The sequence below is a fragment of the Paenibacillus sp. TSA_86.1 genome, assembly GCF_052691815.1.
The window spans coordinates 93,547-116,162 of sequence record NZ_JBQZGE010000004.1; the positions used below are offsets into that span (position 1 = coordinate 93,547).

At 46.7% G+C, this 22,616-nt stretch carries 14 protein-coding genes; all 14 read left to right on the top strand.

Annotation, left to right across the window (positions count from 1 at the left end):
- The first annotated feature begins 210 nt into the window (after positions 1-210).
- The 14 genes from leuC (at position 211) to ACUTVW_RS11775 (ending at position 22,491) form a co-directional block, all read left to right on the top strand.
- Positions 211-1,632 carry a 3-isopropylmalate dehydratase large subunit gene (gene leuC, locus ACUTVW_RS11710; RefSeq protein WP_434752955.1) on the top strand — a complete coding sequence of 474 codons (1,422 nt, stop codon included), beginning with the start codon at positions 211-213 and terminating at the stop codon, positions 1,630-1,632.
- 31 nt (positions 1,633-1,663) lie between these two features.
- Entirely contained in the window at positions 1,664-2,266 is a 603-nt protein-coding gene (leuD, locus tag ACUTVW_RS11715; protein ID WP_445645962.1) for a 3-isopropylmalate dehydratase small subunit, read from the top strand.
- A 189-nt stretch (positions 2,267-2,455) separates the two neighbouring features.
- A complete protein-coding gene (locus ACUTVW_RS11720) occupies positions 2,456-3,862 on the top strand; it encodes an N-acetylmuramoyl-L-alanine amidase (RefSeq protein WP_445645963.1) in 1,407 nt (468 codons plus the stop codon).
- A 259-nt stretch (positions 3,863-4,121) separates the two neighbouring features.
- Complete coding sequence (locus tag ACUTVW_RS11725; protein WP_445645964.1) at positions 4,122-5,531, top strand: N-acetylmuramoyl-L-alanine amidase; 1,410 nt, start codon at positions 4,122-4,124, stop codon at positions 5,529-5,531.
- A 34-nt stretch (positions 5,532-5,565) separates the two neighbouring features.
- Positions 5,566-6,249 (top strand): GerMN domain-containing protein, encoded by a 684-nt coding sequence (locus ACUTVW_RS11730; RefSeq protein WP_445645965.1) that lies wholly within the window; start codon positions 5,566-5,568, stop codon positions 6,247-6,249.
- A gap of 70 nt (positions 6,250-6,319) precedes the next feature.
- The gene (locus ACUTVW_RS11735; RefSeq protein ID WP_445645966.1) at positions 6,320-9,058 is read left to right on the top strand and encodes an S-layer homology domain-containing protein; all 2,739 of its coding nucleotides are present in this window, start codon (positions 6,320-6,322) and stop codon (positions 9,056-9,058) included.
- 161 nt (positions 9,059-9,219) lie between these two features.
- The gene (gene nth, locus ACUTVW_RS11740; protein ID WP_445645967.1) at positions 9,220-9,918 is read left to right on the top strand and encodes an endonuclease III; all 699 of its coding nucleotides are present in this window, start codon (positions 9,220-9,222) and stop codon (positions 9,916-9,918) included.
- A gap of 20 nt (positions 9,919-9,938) precedes the next feature.
- Positions 9,939-10,211: an NAD/NADP transhydrogenase alpha subunit gene (locus tag ACUTVW_RS11745; RefSeq protein ID WP_445645968.1), complete on the top strand. Its 273-nt coding sequence runs from the start codon at positions 9,939-9,941 to the stop codon at positions 10,209-10,211.
- A gap of 441 nt (positions 10,212-10,652) precedes the next feature.
- Positions 10,653-14,321 carry a dynamin family protein gene (locus ACUTVW_RS11750; protein ID WP_445645969.1) on the top strand — a complete coding sequence of 1,223 codons (3,669 nt, stop codon included), beginning with the start codon at positions 10,653-10,655 and terminating at the stop codon, positions 14,319-14,321.
- A 391-nt stretch (positions 14,322-14,712) separates the two neighbouring features.
- Positions 14,713-16,485, top strand: coding sequence for an ABC transporter ATP-binding protein (locus tag ACUTVW_RS11755; protein ID WP_445645970.1), 1,773 nt, complete (start codon positions 14,713-14,715; stop codon positions 16,483-16,485).
- Positions 16,482-18,332 (top strand): ABC transporter ATP-binding protein, encoded by a 1,851-nt coding sequence (locus ACUTVW_RS11760; RefSeq protein ID WP_445645971.1) that lies wholly within the window; start codon positions 16,482-16,484, stop codon positions 18,330-18,332. Before ACUTVW_RS11755 ends, ACUTVW_RS11760 begins: the two co-directional genes overlap by 4 nt.
- A gap of 257 nt (positions 18,333-18,589) precedes the next feature.
- On the top strand, positions 18,590-20,251 hold the full coding sequence (locus ACUTVW_RS11765; RefSeq protein WP_445645972.1) for an AraC family transcriptional regulator: 1,662 nt from the start codon (positions 18,590-18,592) through the stop codon (positions 20,249-20,251).
- 129 nt (positions 20,252-20,380) lie between these two features.
- On the top strand, positions 20,381-21,394 hold the full coding sequence (locus ACUTVW_RS11770; protein WP_445645973.1) for an ABC transporter substrate-binding protein: 1,014 nt from the start codon (positions 20,381-20,383) through the stop codon (positions 21,392-21,394).
- 68 nt (positions 21,395-21,462) lie between these two features.
- A complete protein-coding gene (locus tag ACUTVW_RS11775; protein ID WP_445645974.1) occupies positions 21,463-22,491 on the top strand; it encodes an NAD(P)/FAD-dependent oxidoreductase in 1,029 nt (342 codons plus the stop codon).
- The last annotated feature ends 125 nt before the right edge of the window (positions 22,492-22,616 follow it).

Sequence of the window (22,616 nt, forward strand, 5' to 3'; positions counted from 1 at the left end):
TAATGATAATTGTTATCAATTGAAACCGCTGTTTACTGAAGTGGTTTATTTGTCTTTCTCTCATCATAGGTTAAACCTATAACATCTATAGATATTATATCTTGGAACAATGAAGGACAGGATGATATATTTATGTCATTCAAGAGCTTCACTTTTACCGAAGATACACGAGGCTCTTCCAAGGATCGAACTTATGATGAGGTGAAAATGATGAGTAAAAAGACGATGTTTGAGAAAATCTGGGAAAATCACGTGATTCATCAGGAAGAAGGAAAACCAAGCATTCTGTATATTGACCTTCACCTGGTGCACGAAGTAACTTCTCCACAAGCATTTGAAGGTCTTCGTCTGAGCGGACGCCAAGTGCGCCGTCCAGAGCTGACATTTGCAACGATGGATCACAACGTTCCAACGAAGGATCGTTTCAACATTACAGATCCGATCTCCAAACAGCAGATTGATACCCTGTCTCAGAACTGCCGTGATTTCGGTGTGAAACTGTACGATCTGGATACGATTGACCAGGGTGTAGTTCACGTTATGGGGCCTGAATTGGGTCTGACTCATCCAGGTAAAACGATTGTATGTGGCGACAGCCACACGTCCACACACGGTGCTTTTGGCGCACTTGCTTTTGGTATCGGAACAAGTGAAGTGGAACACGTTATGGCAACACAATGTTTGCAACAAGCAAAAGCAAAAACGATGGAAGTTCGATTTGTCGGCAAACGTAACCCGGGTGTAACGGCGAAAGATATGATCCTTGCGGTCATTGCCAAATATGGTACGGACTTCGCTACAGGTTATGTTATCGAGTACACAGGTGAGTCCATCCGTGAACTGAGCATGGAAGAGCGTATGACTGTATGTAACATGTCTATTGAAGGTGGAGCAAGAGCAGGGCTGATCGCTCCGGATGAAACAACGTTTGAATATCTGCGTGGACGCGAGTATGTTCCTACAGGTGCAAAGTTTGATGAAGCTGTTGCAGCGTGGAAAGAGCTGGTGACGGATGAAGGTGCCGAGTTTGATCATATCGTTGAAATTGATGTGGAATCACTGATCCCGCAAGTAACCTGGGGTACTAGCCCTGGCATGGGAACCGATATTTCTTCCAAAGTTCCTGTTCCAGCAGAACTGCCTACAGAAAATGAGCGTAAAGCGGCTGAAAAAGCGCTTGAATATATGGGCCTTGCACCTGGAACACCGATTGCAGAGATTCCGATTGATTATGTATTTATCGGTTCTTGTACGAATGGTCGGATTGAAGATCTGCGTGCAGCGGCAAAAGTGGCCCAAGGTCACACCGTTTCCAGTAATGTAACTGCTATTGTTGTACCAGGCTCCGGACGTGTTAAAATCCAGGCGGAAGAAGAAGGTTTGGATAAAATTTTCACCGAAGCTGGTTTTGAATGGCGTGACGCAGGATGCAGTATGTGCCTTGCGATGAATCCGGACGTACTGAAGCCGGGACAACGATGTGCATCCACTTCTAACCGTAACTTTGAAGGACGTCAAGGACGCGGAGGACGTACGCATCTGGTGTCACCAGCAATGGCGGCAGCCGCAGCGGTTAAAGGACATTTTGTAGACGTACGTGACTGGAATTTCAAAACAGAAGCGGCTATCTAATCGATAATTGCCAGAAGGGAGATTGGAACATATGGAAGCATTTAAAACACTGCAAGGCATCGTTGCACCGGTTGACCGGGTCAATGTAGATACAGACGCAATTATTCCTAAACAATTTTTGAAGCGGATCGAACGCACCGGATTTGGACAGTTCTTGTTCTATGAATGGCGTTTTGATGAAGAGGGGAACAACAATCCTTCCTTTGAGATGAACAAACCTCGTTACGAAGGGGCATCGATCATGATCTCCCGTGCCAACTTTGGCTGCGGTTCCTCACGTGAGCATGCACCATGGGCTATTATGGATTATGGATTCCGTTGTGTCATTGCACCGTCTTTTGCGGATATCTTCTATAATAACTGTTTCAAAAACGGCATTTTGCCGATTAAACTGTCCGAAGAGCAGGTAGAAGATCTGTTCCAGCGTACAGCAAAGCATGAAAATTATGAGATGAATGTGAATCTGGAAAACAAAACGATTACAGATGCACACGGATTGCATATCGATTTTGATCTGGATGAACACCGTCGTCAGTTCCTGTTGCAAGGGCTGGATGATATCGGTCTGACACTCCAACATGATGATGCGATCACAGCTTATGAAGAACGTCATGCAGCTAAACTTTTTGGCTAAAAAGTGATTTAACGCAAAGCCTCCATCTCGACAAAGGACGTTACGTTCGCCTGTCGAAATGGAGGCTTTTTTGATTATGTTTTCCGACTAAATATGACAACGTTGTAACCGGATCACTAGATAATATCTGATAGACTGGATAGTAGATTATGGAAGGGTACATAACTTAATCAGAATGGTGGATGACGTATGAAGAAGTGGTCGGCAGCAGTCGTTTTTTTCTTGTCCCTTTGTCTTTTCCCTTTAATGGCTCATGCAGATCGTACCCCTTCTATTGTGCTTGATGGAGTCACCATTGACCAGAAGACAGGAGCGTCGGCAGAGAATACGGGTAAAACAGTCATGGTTCCGATTCGCGTTGTATCCGAAAATTTGGGTTACGATGTGAAGTGGGAACAGGCAACGCAGACAGTTCATGTTCAGCGAGGCAATAGCTCCATTGAAATGACGGCTGGGAAAGATGCAGCAACGATTAATGGTAATGTCGTCAATCTGGATGCTCCTCCGCTGATTAAACAAGGTACAACATTAGTCCCTCTGCGTTTCGTAGGTGAGGGCATGGGGCTGCGGGTTGGCTGGGACAATAGTACTAAAACGGTCAGTATCTTCAGTATTCCACCCGTTGTGGAACCGGAGCATGACAGTGATCCAGTGGTCACTCCTGCCCCGGTTGGTCAGACGGAACTTCAAAGTATTAGTTACAGTGGAGATCGTTTGATCATAGCAACGAATGGAACCATCAGTCCGAAAGTGTCCAGTATCAGCGGGCCTGAGCGCATTATTGTGGACCTGCCGAATACAACCTTCTCTCAGACGTTTGTGCAGGGACAGGCTTCAAGTCCGGATGGAGGCGGTCAACTGGCTGTTACGGATTCATCCCTGGTTTCTAAAGTTCGGTTTGCCATGTTCAGCCAGTCCCCTTCGACGGTGCGAGTCGTGCTTGACCTGACTCAAAGTGCAACAGCGAACTGGTCACTTGGAGAGAATAACGTTTTACTTGTTGACCTCTCGGCTACGAATGGAACTTCGGGCAGTCAGCCAGCTTTACCTGAGAATGACGGTAAAACGGTAGTTGTCATTGACCCTGGGCATGGTGGACGGCAGTCCGGAGCGGTCAGTGTGACGGGAGCTTACGAAAAAGATTTTAATTTGGCTGTAGGGCTCAAAGTGAAGGCTCTTTTGGAACAGAACGCCAACATACAGACCGTCATTACACGTCAAGATGACACTGAACTCTCCTTGCAACAACGGGTAGATATAGCCAAGCTAAATCAGGCGGATCTGTTTGTGTCCATCCATGGTAATAAATTTACAACTTCTGTTCCCAACGGGATAGAAACACTGTTTACGCGCAAAGAGAGCAAGAGTTTTGCTGAGACACTTCATAAGCACGTCCTACCTGTCACAGGACTTAAGGATCGAGGGGTTAAAGTGGCGAGTTTGCATGTGACTCGGGAAACAACCATGCCGGCTGTGCTGCTTGAATTAGGATTTTTGAGTAATCCAACGGATGAAGCTCTAATGCTTACAGCGTCCTATCAGGATCAATGTGCTCAGGCGATTGTCGACGGTATTTTAGATTATTTGAGATTGTAGAATAGTATTTTTCGTAAATATGCAGATTGGGGAAGTCCGTTGTTTCAAGATGCATATTTGATAAATTAGGAAAAAATAAGACATAAAGATGTAAAAAAAGCTTGATTTGACAACGTTTTTTTTCTGTTATGTTGGAATATATTCGCAACTTTTGAGATTGGGAGGCGTCTAATAGGTGTCTGGTAATGCCCAAGTGTGAAGTGAAAGTTGCAAGTCTGCAACATGCGGCAAAAAAATATGAGATTGGTAGGGGTGAAGGATGAAGAAGTTCGGTTTTTTGGTACTGTTATTTGTCTTCGGGTTCGTTTTCCCGGGCTATAGTCATGCAGCAGCAGACACGAAGATTATCCTAGACGGGGACGTGATCGTACAACCTTCGGATACGAAAGCGGAAAACATCAATGGTAAGGTGATGGTACCCATTCGTGTGGTTTCCGAGAGTCTGGGATATTCCGTAGATTGGAAGCAGCAGTCGCAAACGGTGACGATTAGCAAAGACAACACTGCCATGCAGATGATTGTTGGACAGAAGACGGCAACAGTGAACGGCAGTAACGTAGACCTGGATGCCCCGCCCCTCGTAAAAAATGGTACGACTTTAGTACCACTCCGTTTCATCGGAGAGCAAATGGGTCTTAAGGTGGGTTGGAACAACACCACGAAGACGGTAACATTAGTTACCCAGAATGAAGGTTCCGGAAACGGGACAACTACTCCTCCGAACTCTGGTAACGATGGTGGAGGAACGGGTCAGGAAGGTCTTGTACAAGTGAACGGCATTAGCTTTAGCGACAACCGTTTCATGATTGCTACAAGTGGAAGCACAAAGCCGAACGTATTTACGATGAACGGCCCGGATCGAATTGTAATTGATCTGCCCAATACGGCTTTTGCTGATTCGTTTAGTCAAGGTCAGGCACTGGATAGCAATCAAAATGGTCAACTCGTTGTTAGCGGTTATCCAGATGTGTCTCAAATTCGTTATTCCTTATATAGCAACAGTCCTTCTACCATTCGGTTTGTTATTGATCTGACAGGTGCCAAAGGGTACAGTGTGCAGAACGATTCAGGATTGCTCATCATTGATCTAAACAATCAAGGTAGCACACCTGCTCCGCCCGTTGGCGGAAATGGCAAAAAGGTTGTAGTCATCGATGCGGGACATGGAGATCAGGACCCTGGAGCGATTGGTGTCACGGGCAAAAGAGAAAAAGACTTCAATCTTGCCATGGCATTGAAAGTAGAGGCACTACTGAAAAAAGAACCTAAAATCGATGTGGTATTAACTCGCAGCAACGATACATTTCTTGCACTTAAAGAACGTGTGAAAGTTGCTCAAAAAATAAATGCAGATATCTTTATCTCCATTCATGCGAATAGCGGCCCTGTTGCGGCAACGGGAGTAGAGACCTTTTATTCCCGGTCGGCAAGCAAGGAACTGGCTAATGTGATGCATAAGTACCTCTTGAAGTCTTCGGGACTGAAAGACCGCGGCGTGAAAATGGCTAGTCTGCATGTAACCCGTGAAACAACAATGCCTGCCGTGCTGTTAGAGGGAGGGTTCCTCAGCAACAAGAGTGATGAGGCGGTACTGTTTACGGAAAATTTTCAGAACAATGTAGCCAAAGGTATCGTTGCTGGGATCAAGGAGTATCTGGGAATTCAATAAGGGACAACCCTTATGCTGAGGAGGCTGAGTCAGAATGAACAAAAAAATATGGATCGCAGCTTTGCTGGTAACGGTTATGGCAGTAGCGGCTGGATGTGGAAGTAAACCGACAGCTGCTCCAAGTCAGACAACACAAGGTGCGGGATCAGAGACACAAACAGGGAACGGCGTTACAGAGGTGGAAGGTCAGGTGATTACCGATCCTGCAACTGCCGGTTCCGAGGATAATACAACACCATCCAACTCGGCGAACGGAAGCTCGGAGGGCACAACATCTTCTGGTGAAACATCCACGGATAAACCTTCAACATCGGATAGCAAGGAGAAGAAATCCATAGAGGTGTTCTATACCGATCCGGAGGAGCTTGAACTGCATAAAGCATCAGCCGAAATCACATTTGCATCTGAGGATGACAAATATAAGGCTGCTTTTGAGTCCTTGCAGCAAAGCAAAGATGAAAAGCTCGTGCCACTGTGGTCCAAAGATATTGAACTGAAATCCGTTCAATTCAAGGATGGAGCACTGACACTGGACATTCATATGCCCGATACGGCACGTCTTGGTGCGGGCGGTGAATCGTTTGCGATAGATGCGCTGAAACAAACTTTTTTCCAGTTCGACGAAGTGAAATCACTTGATCTGCTGGTAGACGGTAAATCAACTGAAAGTTTGATGGGACATGTGGATCTTGAGCATCCAATGACAAGATCCAATTAAGCTATGCTTCAAGTGTGTTACCGTGGACTCACGGATAAGGTCGTTTTACATGAGAGAGGGGAATCATTAGGTGACTTTTAAATATAACCATCCATCACACTCTAAAAAAGTAGTATCAGCCGTGCTTGCAGGCATGATGGCCCTGAGCGCCGGTGGAGCTGCTATGGCAGCAGACTCAACAGTAACGGGACAAGGTCAGGCTGCGGGGGTAAGCAATACGGCTGCGCCAACAGGTTTGTTCAGTGATATCAAGGCTGGATACTGGGCTGAGAAACATGTATACAAGCTGGCTTATCAAGGTATTCTTCTCGGTAATAATGGCCTGTTCCGTCCAGGGGACGCGGTAACGCAGCAAGAAGCGATAACGATGGCCATCCGTTTTATGAATATGGAATCCCGGTTGAGCACCAGCACGGCTGCGGCATTACCGACAAATATGGAAGTGGGAAACTATTTCAAGCCATATGTCGCGCTTGCACTTCAACTGGGTCTCGTGGATAAAACGGAAGAGGCATCTACAGATGTGTCCAAAACAGCATGGGGCCAGAAGCCGGCAACTCGTGAGTGGATTACCAAACTGTTGATCCGCTCGCTGAACAAAGATGCCGAAGCGAAGGCTCAAAATAATCAGTCTACAGGTTTTGCAGACAATGCAAATATCTCTGACAGTGCTAAAGGGTATGTAAATTTAGCTGTTAGTTTGGATCTGGCCAAAGGTTTGGAAAATAATAAGTTCAATCCAACAGGTTCCGTAACTCGTGCGCAGCTTGCGACGTTCTTTAGTCGCGGTGAATCGTTGACGGATACCAAGTATCCGAATACGGTGGCGGGTTACGTAACTGGATTGAAAGATGGGCAGATCACGCTGGTTGTTGAAGGCAAAGCCATTAACTATGCAGTGAACAGCAATACTCCGTACTTTACCAAGGATAGTGAAACACGTGCATCTGCATCCGATGTGAAGTTATATACCAAAGTTCTCATTGTGGGTTCAGCAGGTGGTGCTTCCTATGTGGAGGTTGTTGATGCGAAACCTCAAGTGGAGAGCGTTGAAGGTACGTTTGCACGTTCATTATCAGGTAATAAAATCGGCCTATTCGTAGGCGAAAACTATGAAACATATGCTTATGATGAGAATACTGCATTCATTGATCAGAATGGAAAAGCGATTAAACTGTCTGATATTACTGTGGACAGCACCATTGAAGTACAGCGTGAGACGTTCTCAGCTGACAAGAAAACCGTTGTGATCCGGGTTAAATCCGGTATCGTTAACAAAAGCGACAGCGGTGTGGTTGCGGAAGTGGGTACTTCCGGAAAAACAATCAAGCTGGTGAATACTGCGGGTGCAACAGAGCAGTATACATATACGGATAATCTGATTATTCGTTATCAAAACCGTATTCTGTCCCTGGCTGACCTGAAAGCAGGCAGCACGGTGAAGTACACGGTTAAAGACAGTGTTCTGCAAACGGTTGAGCTGACCCAGGGTGTTGAACAATCCGTTCGTGGTACGCTGGTGGAGATTGGCGGAAATCAATCCACACTGACGTTTAAGCGTGATGGAGGTTCTCTTGAAGCAAAATTGCTCAGCGAGAAGCCGGAAGTGATCATTAACGGTATTCAGGATGCAACGTTGAACGATCTGATTACAGACGCGAATAATGGTGACAAGGTTGAACTTACATTAAACAGTAATGATCAGGTAACACGTATTCAGGTGATCGGACGGCAAATGGAGCCTTTGAACGGGGCGACCGTTGTATCCTACAACAGTAAAACCAAAGTGCTTACTGTGCTGGATGCGAATAAAAAGCCTTATGTATTTACCCTTGATGAAAAAACAAAAATGGATTATAACGCAGCCAAGCCGACACTGGTAGGACTGGAGTCCTTGCTGAATGACGGACGCAAACTGGATCTGACTTATGTTGGAACTCGTGCGTTGTCTGTGAAGGTGATTTATAAATACGAGGGAACGATCAGTAGCATCGATACAACAAACCGAAAAATCAGCTTGTTATCTGGTAGTCAGACGGTTACTGTTCCTTACACAACGGCACCAGCGGTTGAAATGTACAACAAATCATCGGCGAGTCTGTCTGATTTGAAGATTGGTGACAATGTTACGATTACGCTCGGTGCAAACCAGGATGTCGTGCAAAAGGTTGCGCTGAAAACGGTAGCTCAATTTGAAGTTGTTGCGATGGAGACGAATGGTCGTGTTCGTGTGAAATCGGATCTTCTGACAAGTCAGTTCTACGTGGATCAAGCGGTACTATCTGGAGATAATGGTCAATCCATTACGGCGTCTCAGCTGACGGCAGGCAATTTGATTAACGTAACATTCGAAGGAACTACACCGAAGACGGTACAAGTGGTCAAACGTACGATGGCTGAAGTTACTGCAGTTGATGCCACTTCGGTTACACTGAAACAATTTAACGGTTCGACAGATAAAGTGTCTGTGAGTGGCCCGGTTAAAGTTGTGAAATCCGGTTCGACATTAACCTCTCTAAGTAATTTAACGGTCGGTGACCGCGTGGAAATGACGAAAGATACGGATAATTCCACACGTTTCAGAGTGCTTACTGTCATGAGCAAACAGTTCTGGTCTTATGATGGAGTAGGGAACCAGATTTTGGTTAAACGTGAGACAACATCAGACATGAACTATCGTTTTGCACTGGGGTCGAGCGTATTTGTTCACCAGGGTGACAACACTTTAAGCGTGCAATCTCTCAGAGATAATGATAATATTGTATTGTATCTCTTGAACAATGTGGTTATGGAGATTCAAAAACAGTAATCGTTTCTTTTCGAGGATCAAAGAATGACCGTCTTGATACGGGATCTTTCCCGCATCAAGACGTTTTTTTTGCAAGCTTTTTGGATCCCCGCCAAGCTACTTGGCTGAAGCTTGAAGTAAGGCTCCGCATCGTGGAGCGGACTTGTGGGAGGTAGCTCTTCATGAATGCAGCGACGGTAAGACATATACTCGAAACAATGGAAGCCATGTTTCCTGATGCACATTGCGAATTAAATCACAGTAATGCATTTGAATTAACGGTTGCAGTGCTTCTATCTGCGCAGTGCACAGATGAAACGGTGAACAAGGTCACTGCAGATTTGTTTCAAAAGTACAAAAGCCCTGCGGATTATCTTACAGTTCCTCTTGAAGAGCTGGAGCAGGATATTCGGCGAATCGGATTGTACCGAAACAAGGCGAAGCATATCCAGAACATGTGCCGAATTTTAATAGAGCAGTATGGCGGAGATGTACCGCAGGAACATGATCAGCTTGTTACCCTGCCAGGCGTCGGGCGAAAAACCGCGAATGTTGTCGTTTCAAATGCGTTTGGAGTACCGGCTATTGCGGTAGATACGCATGTTGAACGTGTGTCGAAGAGACTGGGTCTCGCGGGTTGGGATGACTCCGTACTTGAAGTGGAGAAGAAACTGATGAAGCGCGTACCTCGGGATGAGTGGACGATTACTCATCACCGGTTTATATTTTTTGGACGCTACCATTGCAAGGCTCAAACTCCCCAATGTCATATCTGTCCGTTGCTGGACATATGCAGGGAAGGAAAAAAACGTATGAAAACGTCCCAGATCAGGAAAGATAAGGAACGTGTTACCACCCGAAAACGAAAATTAAACTCTTAAGCAGAAAAGGATGAATAACCATGAAATGCATTTCCGTATACACTGACAATTTTGAAGCCTTCTCCGATATTTTTGAGCAAATCGTTGAGCAGGAAATGGTCGAGAACGAAGAAAAAGAAGTGGAAGGCATTACGGTAAGCCACTCTGGCGACGTGCCTGAGCATTACCTGGAGCGTATGTCTACAAAGCCTGAGGTTGTTGTGATGAGAGACAAAGGCCGTGGCATTACGATTTTGCAACATGGTCAAGTTTTTGAAATCTTGTTGCCTACAATGGAAAACGCAGTATCTTAAGTTTAATTAACATGTGATCAAGGACCCAGGCTGCATCGACATTGCGGAGAAGCGAATGTACGTGTGAGCTGTTTGGCATGTGATGCAGCCCGTTACTTAATGATAAACATTCCCTGCAGTTGGGGGAGTTCAAAGGTTGACCTGGATAAAACCGACATGCTCGGTTTTATTTTTTTATAGATACATAAGGGACTGACGTCACGAACAATGTACACGGAAACGCGCAACATGGGAAGATGAGTTGATTCAAAGGAAACATTAATAGCATCGCAAGGGCAAATCATCTCGTTTTGAACTTATATTGATCTGGAATCCATCTACATGCAGATTGGGGTCAAATCGTTCAAATTCAAACATGATGATGTTAAACTATATGGAGATAAAGCAGAGATTGACGTCGAAACAGATGTCAAATTAGAGGAGCCAGGAGGAAGGCCAGTCATGTCCAGAACAGATTACCCAGCAGAAATGGCCACACCTTTGTTACCGCTGCGTGAAGCAATGAAGCAGTCAGGAGACCATACCGCTGTAGAAGCACTAACGGATTTAATCGGCAAGGCTGAAACGAAACATCTGACGATTGCGTTCTGTGGACATTTCTCGGCAGGCAAGTCGAGTTTGATCAACAGCTTGTGCGGCAAGCGGGTACTGCCATCGAGTCCGGTGCCAACCAGTGCCAATGTCGTCGCGATACGTAACGGCAAGCCGAGAGCACTTATTTATACGTCACCGAACGTAAGCGCTGACAATAAAGCAGGCACGCTGGAGGTTTCACCAGAGGAACTTGAGGCGTATTGTAAAAATGGAGGGGCTTACAGTTCCATCGAAGTATGGGATAACATTCCGCTGTTACAAGATGAAGCCGTACTGCTGGATACACCTGGGGTGGATTCCACGGATCGTGGACATAGCCTGGCTACACATTCGGCACTACATCTGGCTGATGTTGTGTTTTATGTGATGGACTACAATCATGTTCAGTCGGAGACCAATCTATCCTTTGCCAAAAGTTTGTCCGACTGGGGCAAGCCGCTGTTTCTGATTGTGAATCAGATCGACAAACATCGGGAGCAGGAGCTTTCGTTTGATCAATATGTGCAAGGGGTAGAAGCGATCTTTGCTGCATGGGAAGTACGTTATGACGGCTTGTTGTTCACTTCTTTACGTGACCAGCAGCATCGATATAATCAGTGGAGTCAGTTGCCGGAGCTGATTACACAGCTAACGAAAAAGAAGGAAGAACTGATCTCTCACAGTTTGGTAAGTTCGGCCAGTCATATCACCGAGCAGCATCTTGCGAGAGAGGCAGGCAAGAGAGAAGACGAGGAAACTGCGCTGCTGGAGGAAATCGGTGGACAAGAAGGCATAGAACGATTGGAGCGCGAGCTTGCACTCCTGGATGAACAAGCTGCAGAGCTTCAGGCGAAACCCTCGCAAGTTCGTGAGAAATTCAGAGCAGAGGTTGACTCCCTACTTGCCAACGCCAACCTTACTCCGGCAGATATCCGTACTTCGGCAGCTAACTATCTGGAGAGTCGCAAGCCTGGTTTCCGTGTAGGGCTGCTCTTCTCCGGTGGCAAAACGGAACAGGAGAAACAGCGCCGGGCTTCGGAACTGGTGAGACTGCTTCAGGATCAGACTTCCAGTCAAGTGGAGGTTCATATTCGGACGATGCTGAGACAGCTGGGTGAAGCTTATCAAGTGTGGGATGCCACGTGGGAGCAGGCGCTTAACACCGAGCTGCCTGCTATGGATGAAGAATTGCTTGAACTGAAACGAAGTGCGAGTGCTGAGCTATCGCCTGAGTATGTGCTGCAATTCAGCAAAGATGTCCGGGGCGAGATAGAGGCCCGGTACCGCAAGTCGGCCATGCTGCTGGCCGACCGCATCCTGGAAGCGCTGGCTGCGCAGGGCGAAGCCGCGCTCCAGGCGCTGGACGTCAGCCGCGCAGCGCGGCTGGCGCAATCCGCGGCGGCGGCGCGCTACACGGCGCTCCAGCGCGCCGCCGCCGCAGAGGCAGCAGGGCTGCGCAGCCTGCTGCCTCCTGCGGGCCCCCTCCCCTCCGGGCTATTGCCGGAGGTGAAGGGCCCGCACGTGCCCGCGCCTGAACCGGGCGAAGCTCCCGGTTCGCAGGCGGGCACGTCCGCGTCTGTGGCGGCGCAGCCACAGACGCAGGCCCCTGCGCCGCCGCGCGCAGCAGCGGCGCAGGGCGCACCGGCGGCTGGCGCGGAACGCCGCCGGCGCCTGGACGCAGCAGCGGCAAGGCTGGAAGCCGCTGCTGCGCTGGTGGAGCCGTACCCCGCCATGGGGTCGGCGGTACGGGATTTGCGTGCACGCGCAGCTTCGCTTGCGGGCGGCACGTTCACCCTCGCGCTGTTCGGTGCGTTCAGCGCGGGCAAATCCTCCTTTGCCAACGCATTGCTTGGCGAAGCAGTTCTCCCGGTATCGCCGCATCCGACGACAGCGGCGATCAACCGCATTATGGCTCCGGCCGGCGGCGCGGAGCATGGCACTGCCCGGGTTCGCATGAAGACCCGGGATGCCTTCCAGGAAGACCTGGCGTATTCCTTCCGCCTGCTTGGGCTGGGGGAGCCAGATACGGAATGGCAGAAGCGGGTGAAATCGCTCACGCCAAAAGATGTGCATCCGGCAGGACGTCCGCATTACAGCTTTTTGCAGGCAGCTGCGGCTGGTTGGGAAGAGACGGCGGATCAGCTTGGACAGGATGTGCTGGTGGATTTAAACGGCTACCGTAATTTTGTCGCCAATGAGAAGAAATCCTGTTTTGTCGATTCCATTGATCTGTATTACAGCTGTGATGTCACAGAACAGGGGATTGTGCTTGTGGATACACCTGGAGCGGATTCGGTTAATGCCCGGCATACAGGGGTAACATTCAATTATATGAAGAATGCCGATGCGCTTATATTTGTAACCTATTATAATCACGCCTTTTCTCAGGGAGACCGTCAATTTCTGAATCAACTCGGACGGGTTAAAGACAGCTCCGCAATGGATCAAATGTTCTTTGTCGTGAATGCGAGTGACTTGTCATCTTCGGACGAAGAGTTGGAGCAGGTGCTTGATCATGTAGGCACAGAGCTACGGAGTAACGGCATTCGTTCGCCACGTCTTTTCCCGGTATCCAGCATGCTTGCGATGGAAGGCAAAATGGAGGGGAATACGGATCTGCTGCAGCAATCCGGCTTTGTCCGTTTTGAAGAAGAATTTAATCAATTCGCAGGTAAAGAACTGGCTGATCTGGCAGTGGGCGGAGCGTCCGAAGAGATGGCACGTGTCATTCAGCGGTTACAGCAGCGTGCAGATGATGCGGCACAAGGAGAAGAAGCACTGCGTCAGCGGCGGGATGAACTGGAGACGATCTCGGGACAGTCCCGTCAGCGGATTGAGCGATTGGCACAGCGGTCGATGAAGGAAGAACTGTCACAGGAAACGAACGAATTACTTTTCCATGTCAGACAGCGCCTTTCTTTCCGACTTGGTCAGTTTATGGCTGAAGCCTTCCATCCATCGGTATTGCGTGAGGATCAGGGTAACCTGAAAACGGCTTTCGCAGCCTGTGGCCGGGAGCTGCTTCGCATCATTGGCATAGAGCTGGAGCAGGAATTGCTGGCTACGACGCTTCGATTGGAGCAGACAGGGCACGCTTGGGTTGCCAAGCAAGTGAGAGAATGCATAGATGAGGTGAAACAGCTGACAGGTGGCATTGACTTGTTCTTAACACTGGATGAAAAGTGGGGTACACCTGTACTGGAGGAAATCCGGCTTGAAGAACCATCAGGCTGGAAAAATTACTGGAGTTATTTCCGCAATCCGAAGCAGTTCTTTGAAGGGGATGGACGTCAGCGCCTTCAGGATGCATTTGAGCCCGTTCTCAAACAGATGATTATTGAAGTGCTTCCGGCTTCAGAACAGAAGCTGGTGCAGTTTTATGACACACAGGTTCATCAATCGGTACAGCATCATTCTCGTCAACTTACCGACAGGCTGGAAGAAGCAGTCACTGGCATACAAGATACCCTCGCTAGTGGCATTCCAGCGGAGCAATGGGTAGCGTTGTCGGCTCAGTTGACAGAAATGCAGGAGTAGAAGGTCACGGAGTTTACATTTATGATGTACGCCCAGGTAACGACTATAACTCTGCTTTGCGAGCAGAGAGGTCAGCCGAATATGTAAAAATTTTGGAAACGTTTGTAAAATAATTCATGACTTCCGCAATCTTTTGAAAATGTTGCAAAAAAACATCAGAAAAGGCTCCCGCCGCAAAGGCATATGGGGAGCCTTTTTTTGGCATGAACAACCTGAAATAAAGAGAATATTCAAACATTTGATTGAAAGTCGGGTATTGGTCTTCGTCAATGCGATAATAAGCTGAAAGTAGCCTGAATATGGTCTATTATTCGCTTTGCCGCGAATGAGGGACGGTGATAAACTTCATAAATGTTCATATCATTTTAGGTAACTTTAGAGGAGGAGAAACATGGATGTTCTCAGGCAACTGCAAATCTATTTTTGGGAGAAACGAACGTATTTATTGGTATCGATCTTGTTTCTCGCCGTAGCGACCGCACTTGGACTCGTGTATCCGAACCTGCTGCGAATCCTGATCGATGACGTCATTGTGCCGCGAAATTTTGAAGACGTTCCCATGCTTGCCCTGACTGTGTTAGGTGTCGTTATTTTGAAAGCGGGTATGCAATTTTTACACGGTTTCTTTGGCGGACGTCTTGGTAACTATCTGGCATACCGATTACGTAATGCATGTTATGAAAAGCTTCAATTTCTATCCTTCCGTTATTATGATACGGCCAAAACAGGTGATCTGATGTCCCGCCTCACGGGAGATTTGGAAGCCATCCGTAACTTTATCGGATTTGGTTTCGCTCAGATTCTTAACATGGTTCTAATGGTCGTATTTGGCGCAATTATGATGATGACGATGAGCTGGAAGCTAACCCTGCTGACACTTGTATGCATCCCTCTGCTTGTCTTTGTTGCGCTCCGATTCGAATCCAGAATTCATCCGGCATTTCAGGAAATGCGACTGGCGTTAAGTTCGCTGACTACAGCGGTGCAAGAAAACATTACAGGTGTTCGAACGGTTAAATCGTTTGCACGTGAGCCTTATGAAGTGGAGAAGTTTTCCACACGGAATGAACGTTACAAAACAAACCAAATCCATGCTGCCACGTTGTGGAGCCGTTATTTTCCGATTATGGAGATTCTGGCTTCGGTAAGTGTTGTGCTTCTGCTTGTGATTGGTGGAGGAATGGTTATTCAAAAGACGCTCACCTTGGGTGAACTCGTTGCGTTCTTCAGTTTGATCTGGTACATAATCGGTCCAATGTGGGGTCTGGGTTTTCATATCAATAACTATACGCAGTCCAAAGCTTCAGGCGAAAGGGTGCTTGAGCTTCTGAACACACCGGTCGATGTCGAAGAAACGGAAGACCCACTTATTGTGGAGGCTGATCAGGTGCAAGGTCATGTGACTTTTGAAGCAGTAACCTTTGCCTACGGCAACAAAATGCCTGCTGTAACGGATATTAATTTTGATGCTCCGCCCGGTTCTGTAATCGGTTTCCTTGGTGGAACAGGATCAGGGAAGTCGACGATTATTCAACTTTTGATGCGGGCGTATAACGTTAACTCCGGCTCAATTAAGCTCGATGGCAAAAACATCAAAGATATGGGTATTCGCAGTTTGCGGAGTCAGATTGCATCCGTGTTCCAGGAAACGTTCCTCTTCTCTTCCAGCATACGTAACAACATCTCGTACGGACTGAAAAATGTGACAATGGAGGAGATTATCCGTGCCGCAAAATTAGCCAAAGCACATGATTTTATCATGGAGTTTCCCGAAGGATATGATACAGTCGTTGGTGAACGCGGTATGGGACTCTCCGGAGGACAGAAGCAGCGTATTGCTATCGCTCGGGCACTGCTCAAAAACCCGAAAATTCTTGTGCTCGATGATGCCACGAGTGCCGTCGATATGGAAACCGAACATGAGATTCAGTCAGGTTTCCAGGAGGTTATGCGCGGTAGAACCACGTTTATTATTGCCCACCGAATCTCTTCTCTGCGGCATGCAGATGAAATATTAGTTCTGGATGAAGGTCGTGTGGTACAACGTGGTAAACATACGGAGCTTATTCAAATACCTGGACCGTACCAGGATGTGTATAACATTCAATATGCAGACTACATTGCCCGCGGCAAGCGGGAGGTTGGGGAGCAGGTGAACTCATGAGTGCCGAAACGATAACAGACAGGCGCGAGGCCAAAGGGGCCTCGGATAAAAAACTGAATGAACGATTTGTCTATCAGGACGATGAAATCATTGAAAAACCGTTTAACTGGAAAGAATTCGGTCGATTGTTTGCTTACATGAAACCATATGCAAGACAGCTCCTGCCGCTCGTTATTCTGATGATGATTCTCGGAACGATTACGAAATTGTCCGTACCCTTCTTAATCAGTCTGGCCATCGATAGAGCTATCGCACCGCAGAACGGGCTACCTAGCATGACACTGCTGTATCTGATTGCAGGTTCAATCTTGCTTTTATATCTCATCCAGTGGGCGGCCAACACGTACCGCATCAAACTGACAAATATCATTGGACAGCGAGTGATTTACGATCTTCGCTCCGATTTGTTCAAACATATTCAGAAGCTGTCATTTAACTTTTTTGATAAAAGACCGGCAGGTTCCGTACTTGTGCGTGTAACGAACGATATCAACTCCCTACAGGATTTGTTTACGAACGGTGCAGTCAACGTCATGATCGACTGTGTGCAACTACTCGGTATCATTGTCATTCTCTTGTTAATCAACTGGAAACTTGGGCTGGCCGTTATTATAACGGTGCCGATTATGTTCATTATTTCCACCAAATTGCGGGTGTTAATTCGCCGGGCGTGGCAGGATGTGCGTATGAAGAACTCTCGCATCAACTCTCACTTGAATGAATCCATTCAAGGAATCCGCGTAACGCAGGCCTATACACAAGAAAAAGAAAACATGAAATACTTTGACAACATGAACCTGTCCAGCAAAAAGTCCTGGGACAAAGCATCCGCGATGAACCAGGGATTCGGTCCTTTAATTGAGATCACAGGTGGATTCGGAACGTTGATTCTGTTCTGGTATGGTGCAACTCTCATTCAGAATGAAGTGTTAACCGTGGGTCTGCTGGTCGCTTTTGCCAACTATGTGGGGAACTTCTGGGATCCGATTAACCGTCTGGGACAGATGTACAACCAGCTGCTGGTTGCGATGGCTTCATCTGAACGTATCTTCGAGTTCATGGATGAGAAACCGCATATCGCCGATAAAAAGGGAGCCAAACCGCTACCTTCTATTAAAGGGGATATCGTATTTGACAATGTCGTGTTTGAGTATGAAAAAGGAAGACAGGCGCTGAAAGGCATCAGCTTTTCGGCGGAGGCCGGACAATCGATTGCACTTGTCGGTCATACCGGCTCTGGTAAAAGTACGATCATTAATCTGATCAGTCGTTTCTATGACATCACCGGAGGGCGTCTAACCATCGACGGACATGACGTACGTGATGTAACTGTGGAAAGCCTGCGCAGTCAGATCAGCATTGTACTGCAAGATACATTTATTTTCTCGGGAACCATTCGGGATAATATTCGTTTTGGACGATTGGATGCGACCAATGAAGAGGTGGAAGAAGCCGCCAAAGCCGTCAATGCTCATGAGTTTATTATGAAACTGCCGGGTGGTTACGACACGGAAGTGGAAGAGCGTGGTAATGTGCTGTCCATGGGACAAAGGCAATTGTTGTCTTTTGCCCGGGCACTGCTCGCTGACCCCCGCATCTTAATTCTGGATGAGGCCACGGCCAGCATTGATACGGAAACCGAGCTGAAGATTCAGGAAGCACTCAAGGTGTTGCTCAAAGGACGCACGTCCTTTATGGTAGCACACCGTCTCTCCACAATTCGTAATGCAGATCACATTATTGTGCTGGATCACGGGGAGATCAAGGAAGAGGGCGATCATGAACAACTTATCCAGAAACAAGGGGTATACAATGGTCTGATTGAAGCGCAGTATCGGTTCTTATAAAACATCATAAGCAGTAATGCATGTTTACGACACTTCAGCTCATTTTGTTCTTTGTGAATTTTTCATCAGACTGTCCTGATGGAATAGACAGGAGCAAAGGTGCTGAAGTGTTTTTTATGAATGTTAATCACTGGACGTGTCTCGATGATCTGTTTTGAATGAGTTTCATTTTATATGGATCAGAAATCAATCACGAAATTATGTTATATTTTAAATCATACAATGGGTACTAGAGTAGAGATGTCTGGAGGAAAAGCATGCAGATCAAAGCCATAGAACAGGCTAGTTTTTATCCATCTTTTGATATGCTGGATCAGCTGCATTTCAAGTTAATTGAATTGGAAATGGCAGAACCAGGCTGTTCAGAATCGAGCTGGCGGCTAGGAAAACATTTTCTTGATCGTTATATGTTGTTGTTTATTGCAGAAGGTGAAGGATGGCTCACTGTCGACGGTCAATTTATTGAACTCAGAAGCGGAGCGATCTATATAGGTTTGCCCGGACAACTGGTCGAGGCAGAGGTTCACGGAAAAGATGAACGAAGACTGTACCAGATCAAATTCAGCGTTTTTCCGATTGGAGGGACCAGCGAAGAATCCGTTCATACGATGATGAAGCAGATGTGCATGCGCACGAACGACGGTGCAATCAGGTGCAGCTCACCAGCCGCGGTAAATTTGTTATGTCAGGAGATCGGTCAGTTGATTCGTGAGGAAAACGGGTTACGGCGTTATTATGGTCAGATACGTTTTCAGGAGCTGTTGTACACGATGTTCAGTGATATGCTTCATGTATTACAAGCAAACGATCCCGTTTTGCCTATTGAACAGGTCAGACAGTATATAGAACAACATTATATGGAGAAAATCACAATACAGGATATGGCTGATGTTGCGCGGATGAGCTCTCGTCATTTCATGCGATTATTTAAGAAAATGTATGGATGTAGCGCAATGGACTATTTGACCATATATCGGATCAAGCAGGCTCAGATGATGATGAGAAATGATTATAACCCGCGGCTAAAAGAGATTGCAGCCTGTGTCGGGTTTCAGGACGAAATGTATTTCCGCCGGAAATTCAAACAAATCTCAGGTCTTCCGCCCGCAGCTTTTATACGCAATAGCAAACAGCGTATTGTTGCAGTTCACTCGCTTGGTATTGGGACATTGCTGGCGCTTCAGATTGTACCCTGTGCTGCCCAAGCACATCATCCATGGACAGCGTATTACAGGCGAAAATATGAAACGAATAAAGTTACACCTTTAGTCGATGATGATGAGGATGGGTACTTGGAACAATTGAAGGCCATCCGTCCTGATTATATTATCGCTGTTCGCGAAGAAATGTCCGCCGGCATGTTGCAGCGTTTAAATTCACTGGCACCGGTTTGTGTGCTCTCGCACTCGGAAGGGGATTGGCGAGATCATCTCAGATCTGCAGCTCAATGTATGAATCGGCCTGCGGCTGCTGAAGTTTGGTTGGATAGGTACGAGCAAAAAGCTGCTGCGGTACAATCACAGCTATCGAAGCAGATTCGTCAAGATCGGCTGATTGTACTTCGGGTGCAGGGTGACGTCATACAGGCAATGAATCCGAAGACGATTGCCTCCGTGTTCTATTCTGATCTGCAGCTCTTGGCGCCAGAGGGGATAGAGAGCATTTGGCACAAGCATAATCTACTTATTCATGATCTGGCAGGATTATCTATAGATAGAGCGTTAGTGATTGTAAGTGAAGATGTAGAATCGAAACAGACATGGGCTGAAATGCAACAGTCTGAAGTATGGATGAGTACAAAAGCAGCGCAAAACAAGCGTATAGATATGCTGATTCCAGGTGTTCTACTAGACGGTACGGCCTTCACCCATGAATTGATGCTGGATGAAGTTTTAAAGCTATGGCAACATCGTCCATAATATAAAGTCGGTATCGTCAATATTCTGAAGAGCAATTATTTAATATACTACTCCTATATCTAATTGATAATGATAATTATTATTAATTGGTATTTATCTTACTTTTCATATATAGGAGGTACATAAGAAGTGAAGTCAAAATTGTGGGTGATTACAGGTGTTATTCTGATGTTATTGTTACTGAGCGCTTGTGGACAGGCTGCAGAGCCAGTAACTTCCGGTTCCGGAGAGGGTGGAGAAACTTCATCCAGTGCCGCAGCGAATACAACGGGTTCGGAAAAAGCGCAGGATACCGAAGTTAAAATCGTGCAGACGGAGATGGGCGAAATAACGATCCCTAAATCTCCTAAACGTGTAGTCGGATTATCCGTTGTATACCCGGAACTGTTATATGCGCTCGGCATTGTTCCTGTCGCAGTACAAAATTATCATGATGATTTTCCTAAATATCTGCAGGAACCCTTTAAAAATACCATGAAGATGGGCATTGGAAAAACGCCCAATTTTGAAGCCATCCTCGAGGCCAATCCCGACATCATTATTGCACCTTCATGGTGGTCAAAGAAGGATTATGATCAGCTTTCGCAAATTGCTCCAACCGTGCTCTTGCCTGAACGTCAAGAATGGCCTGAGGAGTTGCAGGATATTGCTGTGATTTTTGGCAAGGAGGCCGAGGCCAAACAGGTCATGGAGGATCTGAAGCAGCATGAGAAAGAAGGTGCAGACAAGCTGCATAGTCTCATCGGTGATGAGACCGTTTTATACGTCAGGGTGATGGAGAAGGAGATCATTCTGAATGGTCCCAATCTTTCACGGGGCGCTTTTGTTCATAAGCGGTTGGGCTTAAAACCTGTAAGCAACTTCCCAAAAGATGAAACGGGACTATCTATTTCGATGGAAGTGTTGCCGGAATACGATGCAGATCATCTGATCATTCAGCTAGATGATGAAGAAAATCAAGAGATTCAGAAGAAATATCAGGAATTGTTAAGCACCTCGATCTGGAAAAACCTGAAGGCTGTCAAAAACAATCATGTTTATCTCGTAGGTGGTAAAGAGTGGTTTAATCTTGGAATGGCGCCGATGTCAGATAATTATGTCATTGATGATATTGTTGCTGCTTTTGAAGAGAAAAACAAATAGACATCCGAGGTATGGCTTTGATACAGCTTTGAACGGAGCGGTAATAAATAGACAGGATGTGTTTTGAAATGCATGACCAGGACATTTTTGATGTAACGATAATCGGCGGCGGCCCGGCAGGAATGTATGCGGCATTTTACGCCGGCATGCGCGAAATGAAGGTAAAGCTGATTGAAGGGAAGCATCAGTTGGGTGGTTTTTTGCACACCTATTCCGATAAAACGATATGGGATGTAGGCGGACTCCCTCCGATGAAATGTGCCAAACTCATCGACTGGCTTGTTCAACAAGCAGGTACGTTTGAACCAGGCTTCGTATTTAATCAAACGGTGGATACGTTTAGCCGTTTGAACAATGGAGTCATCGTGTTGCAGACGGAAACGGGCGAATTGCATTATACGCGGAGTGTGATTATTGCTATTGGTCGAGGCGTTGCCGAGGTGCAAAAGCTGGATATCAACACCGCACATGATTATGAACGCAGTAATCTGCATTACACGGTGCAGAATCTGGAACGTTTTGCGGGAAAAAAAGTGTTGATCTCCGGTGGGGGTAACAGTGCGGTGGATTGGGCTCTTGAGCTTGCAGAGCGGGCTTCATCAGTAACCGTGGTGCACAGACAGGATTCATTTCGTGCCATGGAGTACAATGTCAGTCAGATGAAAAGCAAAGTTGATGTACGTGTACCCTGCCACATTGAAGGTTTATATGGCAACGGAGAGCGTATTCATCAGGTTGGGATCGTCAACTCATCGACAGGTGAAACCACTCGCCTTGAAGTGGATGAAGTGATCGTGAGTCATGGGTATACAAGTCATGTCAGCAATCTTGCTGGGTGTGGTCTGGAGCTGCATGAAGGTATGATTGGTATGAATCAGTTGGCTGAAACCAATGTTCCTGGTATTTTTACAGCGGGAGACTGTGCGACACGGGAAGGAAAAGTCCGATTGATTGCCGGTGCATTCAATGATGCGGTTGTTGCGGTCAACAGTGCGAAAATGTATCTGGAGCCTAGCGCAGCGGGAATGGCCTATGTGTCGTCGCATAATGAGCTTTTTCGCGAGAAAAATCGTGCTCTGGAACATGAGCAAACATGATCATTGGAGCACCAGAAGGCGCGCCAAGATAAAAAATATTATTCATTATTTTTATATCCTTGAATTTGGGAGGAATGGAAAGAGTATCGAATCCGGAAATGTAATTTGTAAAATTTGATCGAAAA

What these genes read in the sequence shown, in the direction of transcription:
- ACUTVW_RS11750 (WP_445645969.1), top strand. Translation starts at nt 10,653, where the DNA reads ATGTCCAGAACAGATTACCCAGCAGAAATGGCCACACCTTTGTTACCG.
- ACUTVW_RS11765 (WP_445645972.1), top strand. Translation starts at nt 18,590, where the DNA reads ATGCAGATCAAAGCCATAGAACAGGCTAGTTTTTATCCATCTTTTGAT.
- leuD (WP_445645962.1), top strand. Translation starts at nt 1,664, where the DNA reads ATGGAAGCATTTAAAACACTGCAAGGCATCGTTGCACCGGTTGACCGG.
- ACUTVW_RS11775 (WP_445645974.1), top strand. Translation starts at nt 21,463, where the DNA reads ATGCATGACCAGGACATTTTTGATGTAACGATAATCGGCGGCGGCCCG.
- ACUTVW_RS11745 (WP_445645968.1), top strand. Translation starts at nt 9,939, where the DNA reads ATGAAATGCATTTCCGTATACACTGACAATTTTGAAGCCTTCTCCGAT.
- ACUTVW_RS11760 (WP_445645971.1), top strand. Translation starts at nt 16,482, where the DNA reads ATGAGTGCCGAAACGATAACAGACAGGCGCGAGGCCAAAGGGGCCTCG.
- leuC (WP_434752955.1), top strand. Translation starts at nt 211, where the DNA reads ATGAGTAAAAAGACGATGTTTGAGAAAATCTGGGAAAATCACGTGATT.
- ACUTVW_RS11720 (WP_445645963.1), top strand. Translation starts at nt 2,456, where the DNA reads ATGAAGAAGTGGTCGGCAGCAGTCGTTTTTTTCTTGTCCCTTTGTCTT.
- ACUTVW_RS11725 (WP_445645964.1), top strand. Translation starts at nt 4,122, where the DNA reads ATGAAGAAGTTCGGTTTTTTGGTACTGTTATTTGTCTTCGGGTTCGTT.
- ACUTVW_RS11730 (WP_445645965.1), top strand. Translation starts at nt 5,566, where the DNA reads ATGAACAAAAAAATATGGATCGCAGCTTTGCTGGTAACGGTTATGGCA.
- nth (WP_445645967.1), top strand. Translation starts at nt 9,220, where the DNA reads ATGAATGCAGCGACGGTAAGACATATACTCGAAACAATGGAAGCCATG.
- ACUTVW_RS11755 (WP_445645970.1), top strand. Translation starts at nt 14,713, where the DNA reads ATGGATGTTCTCAGGCAACTGCAAATCTATTTTTGGGAGAAACGAACG.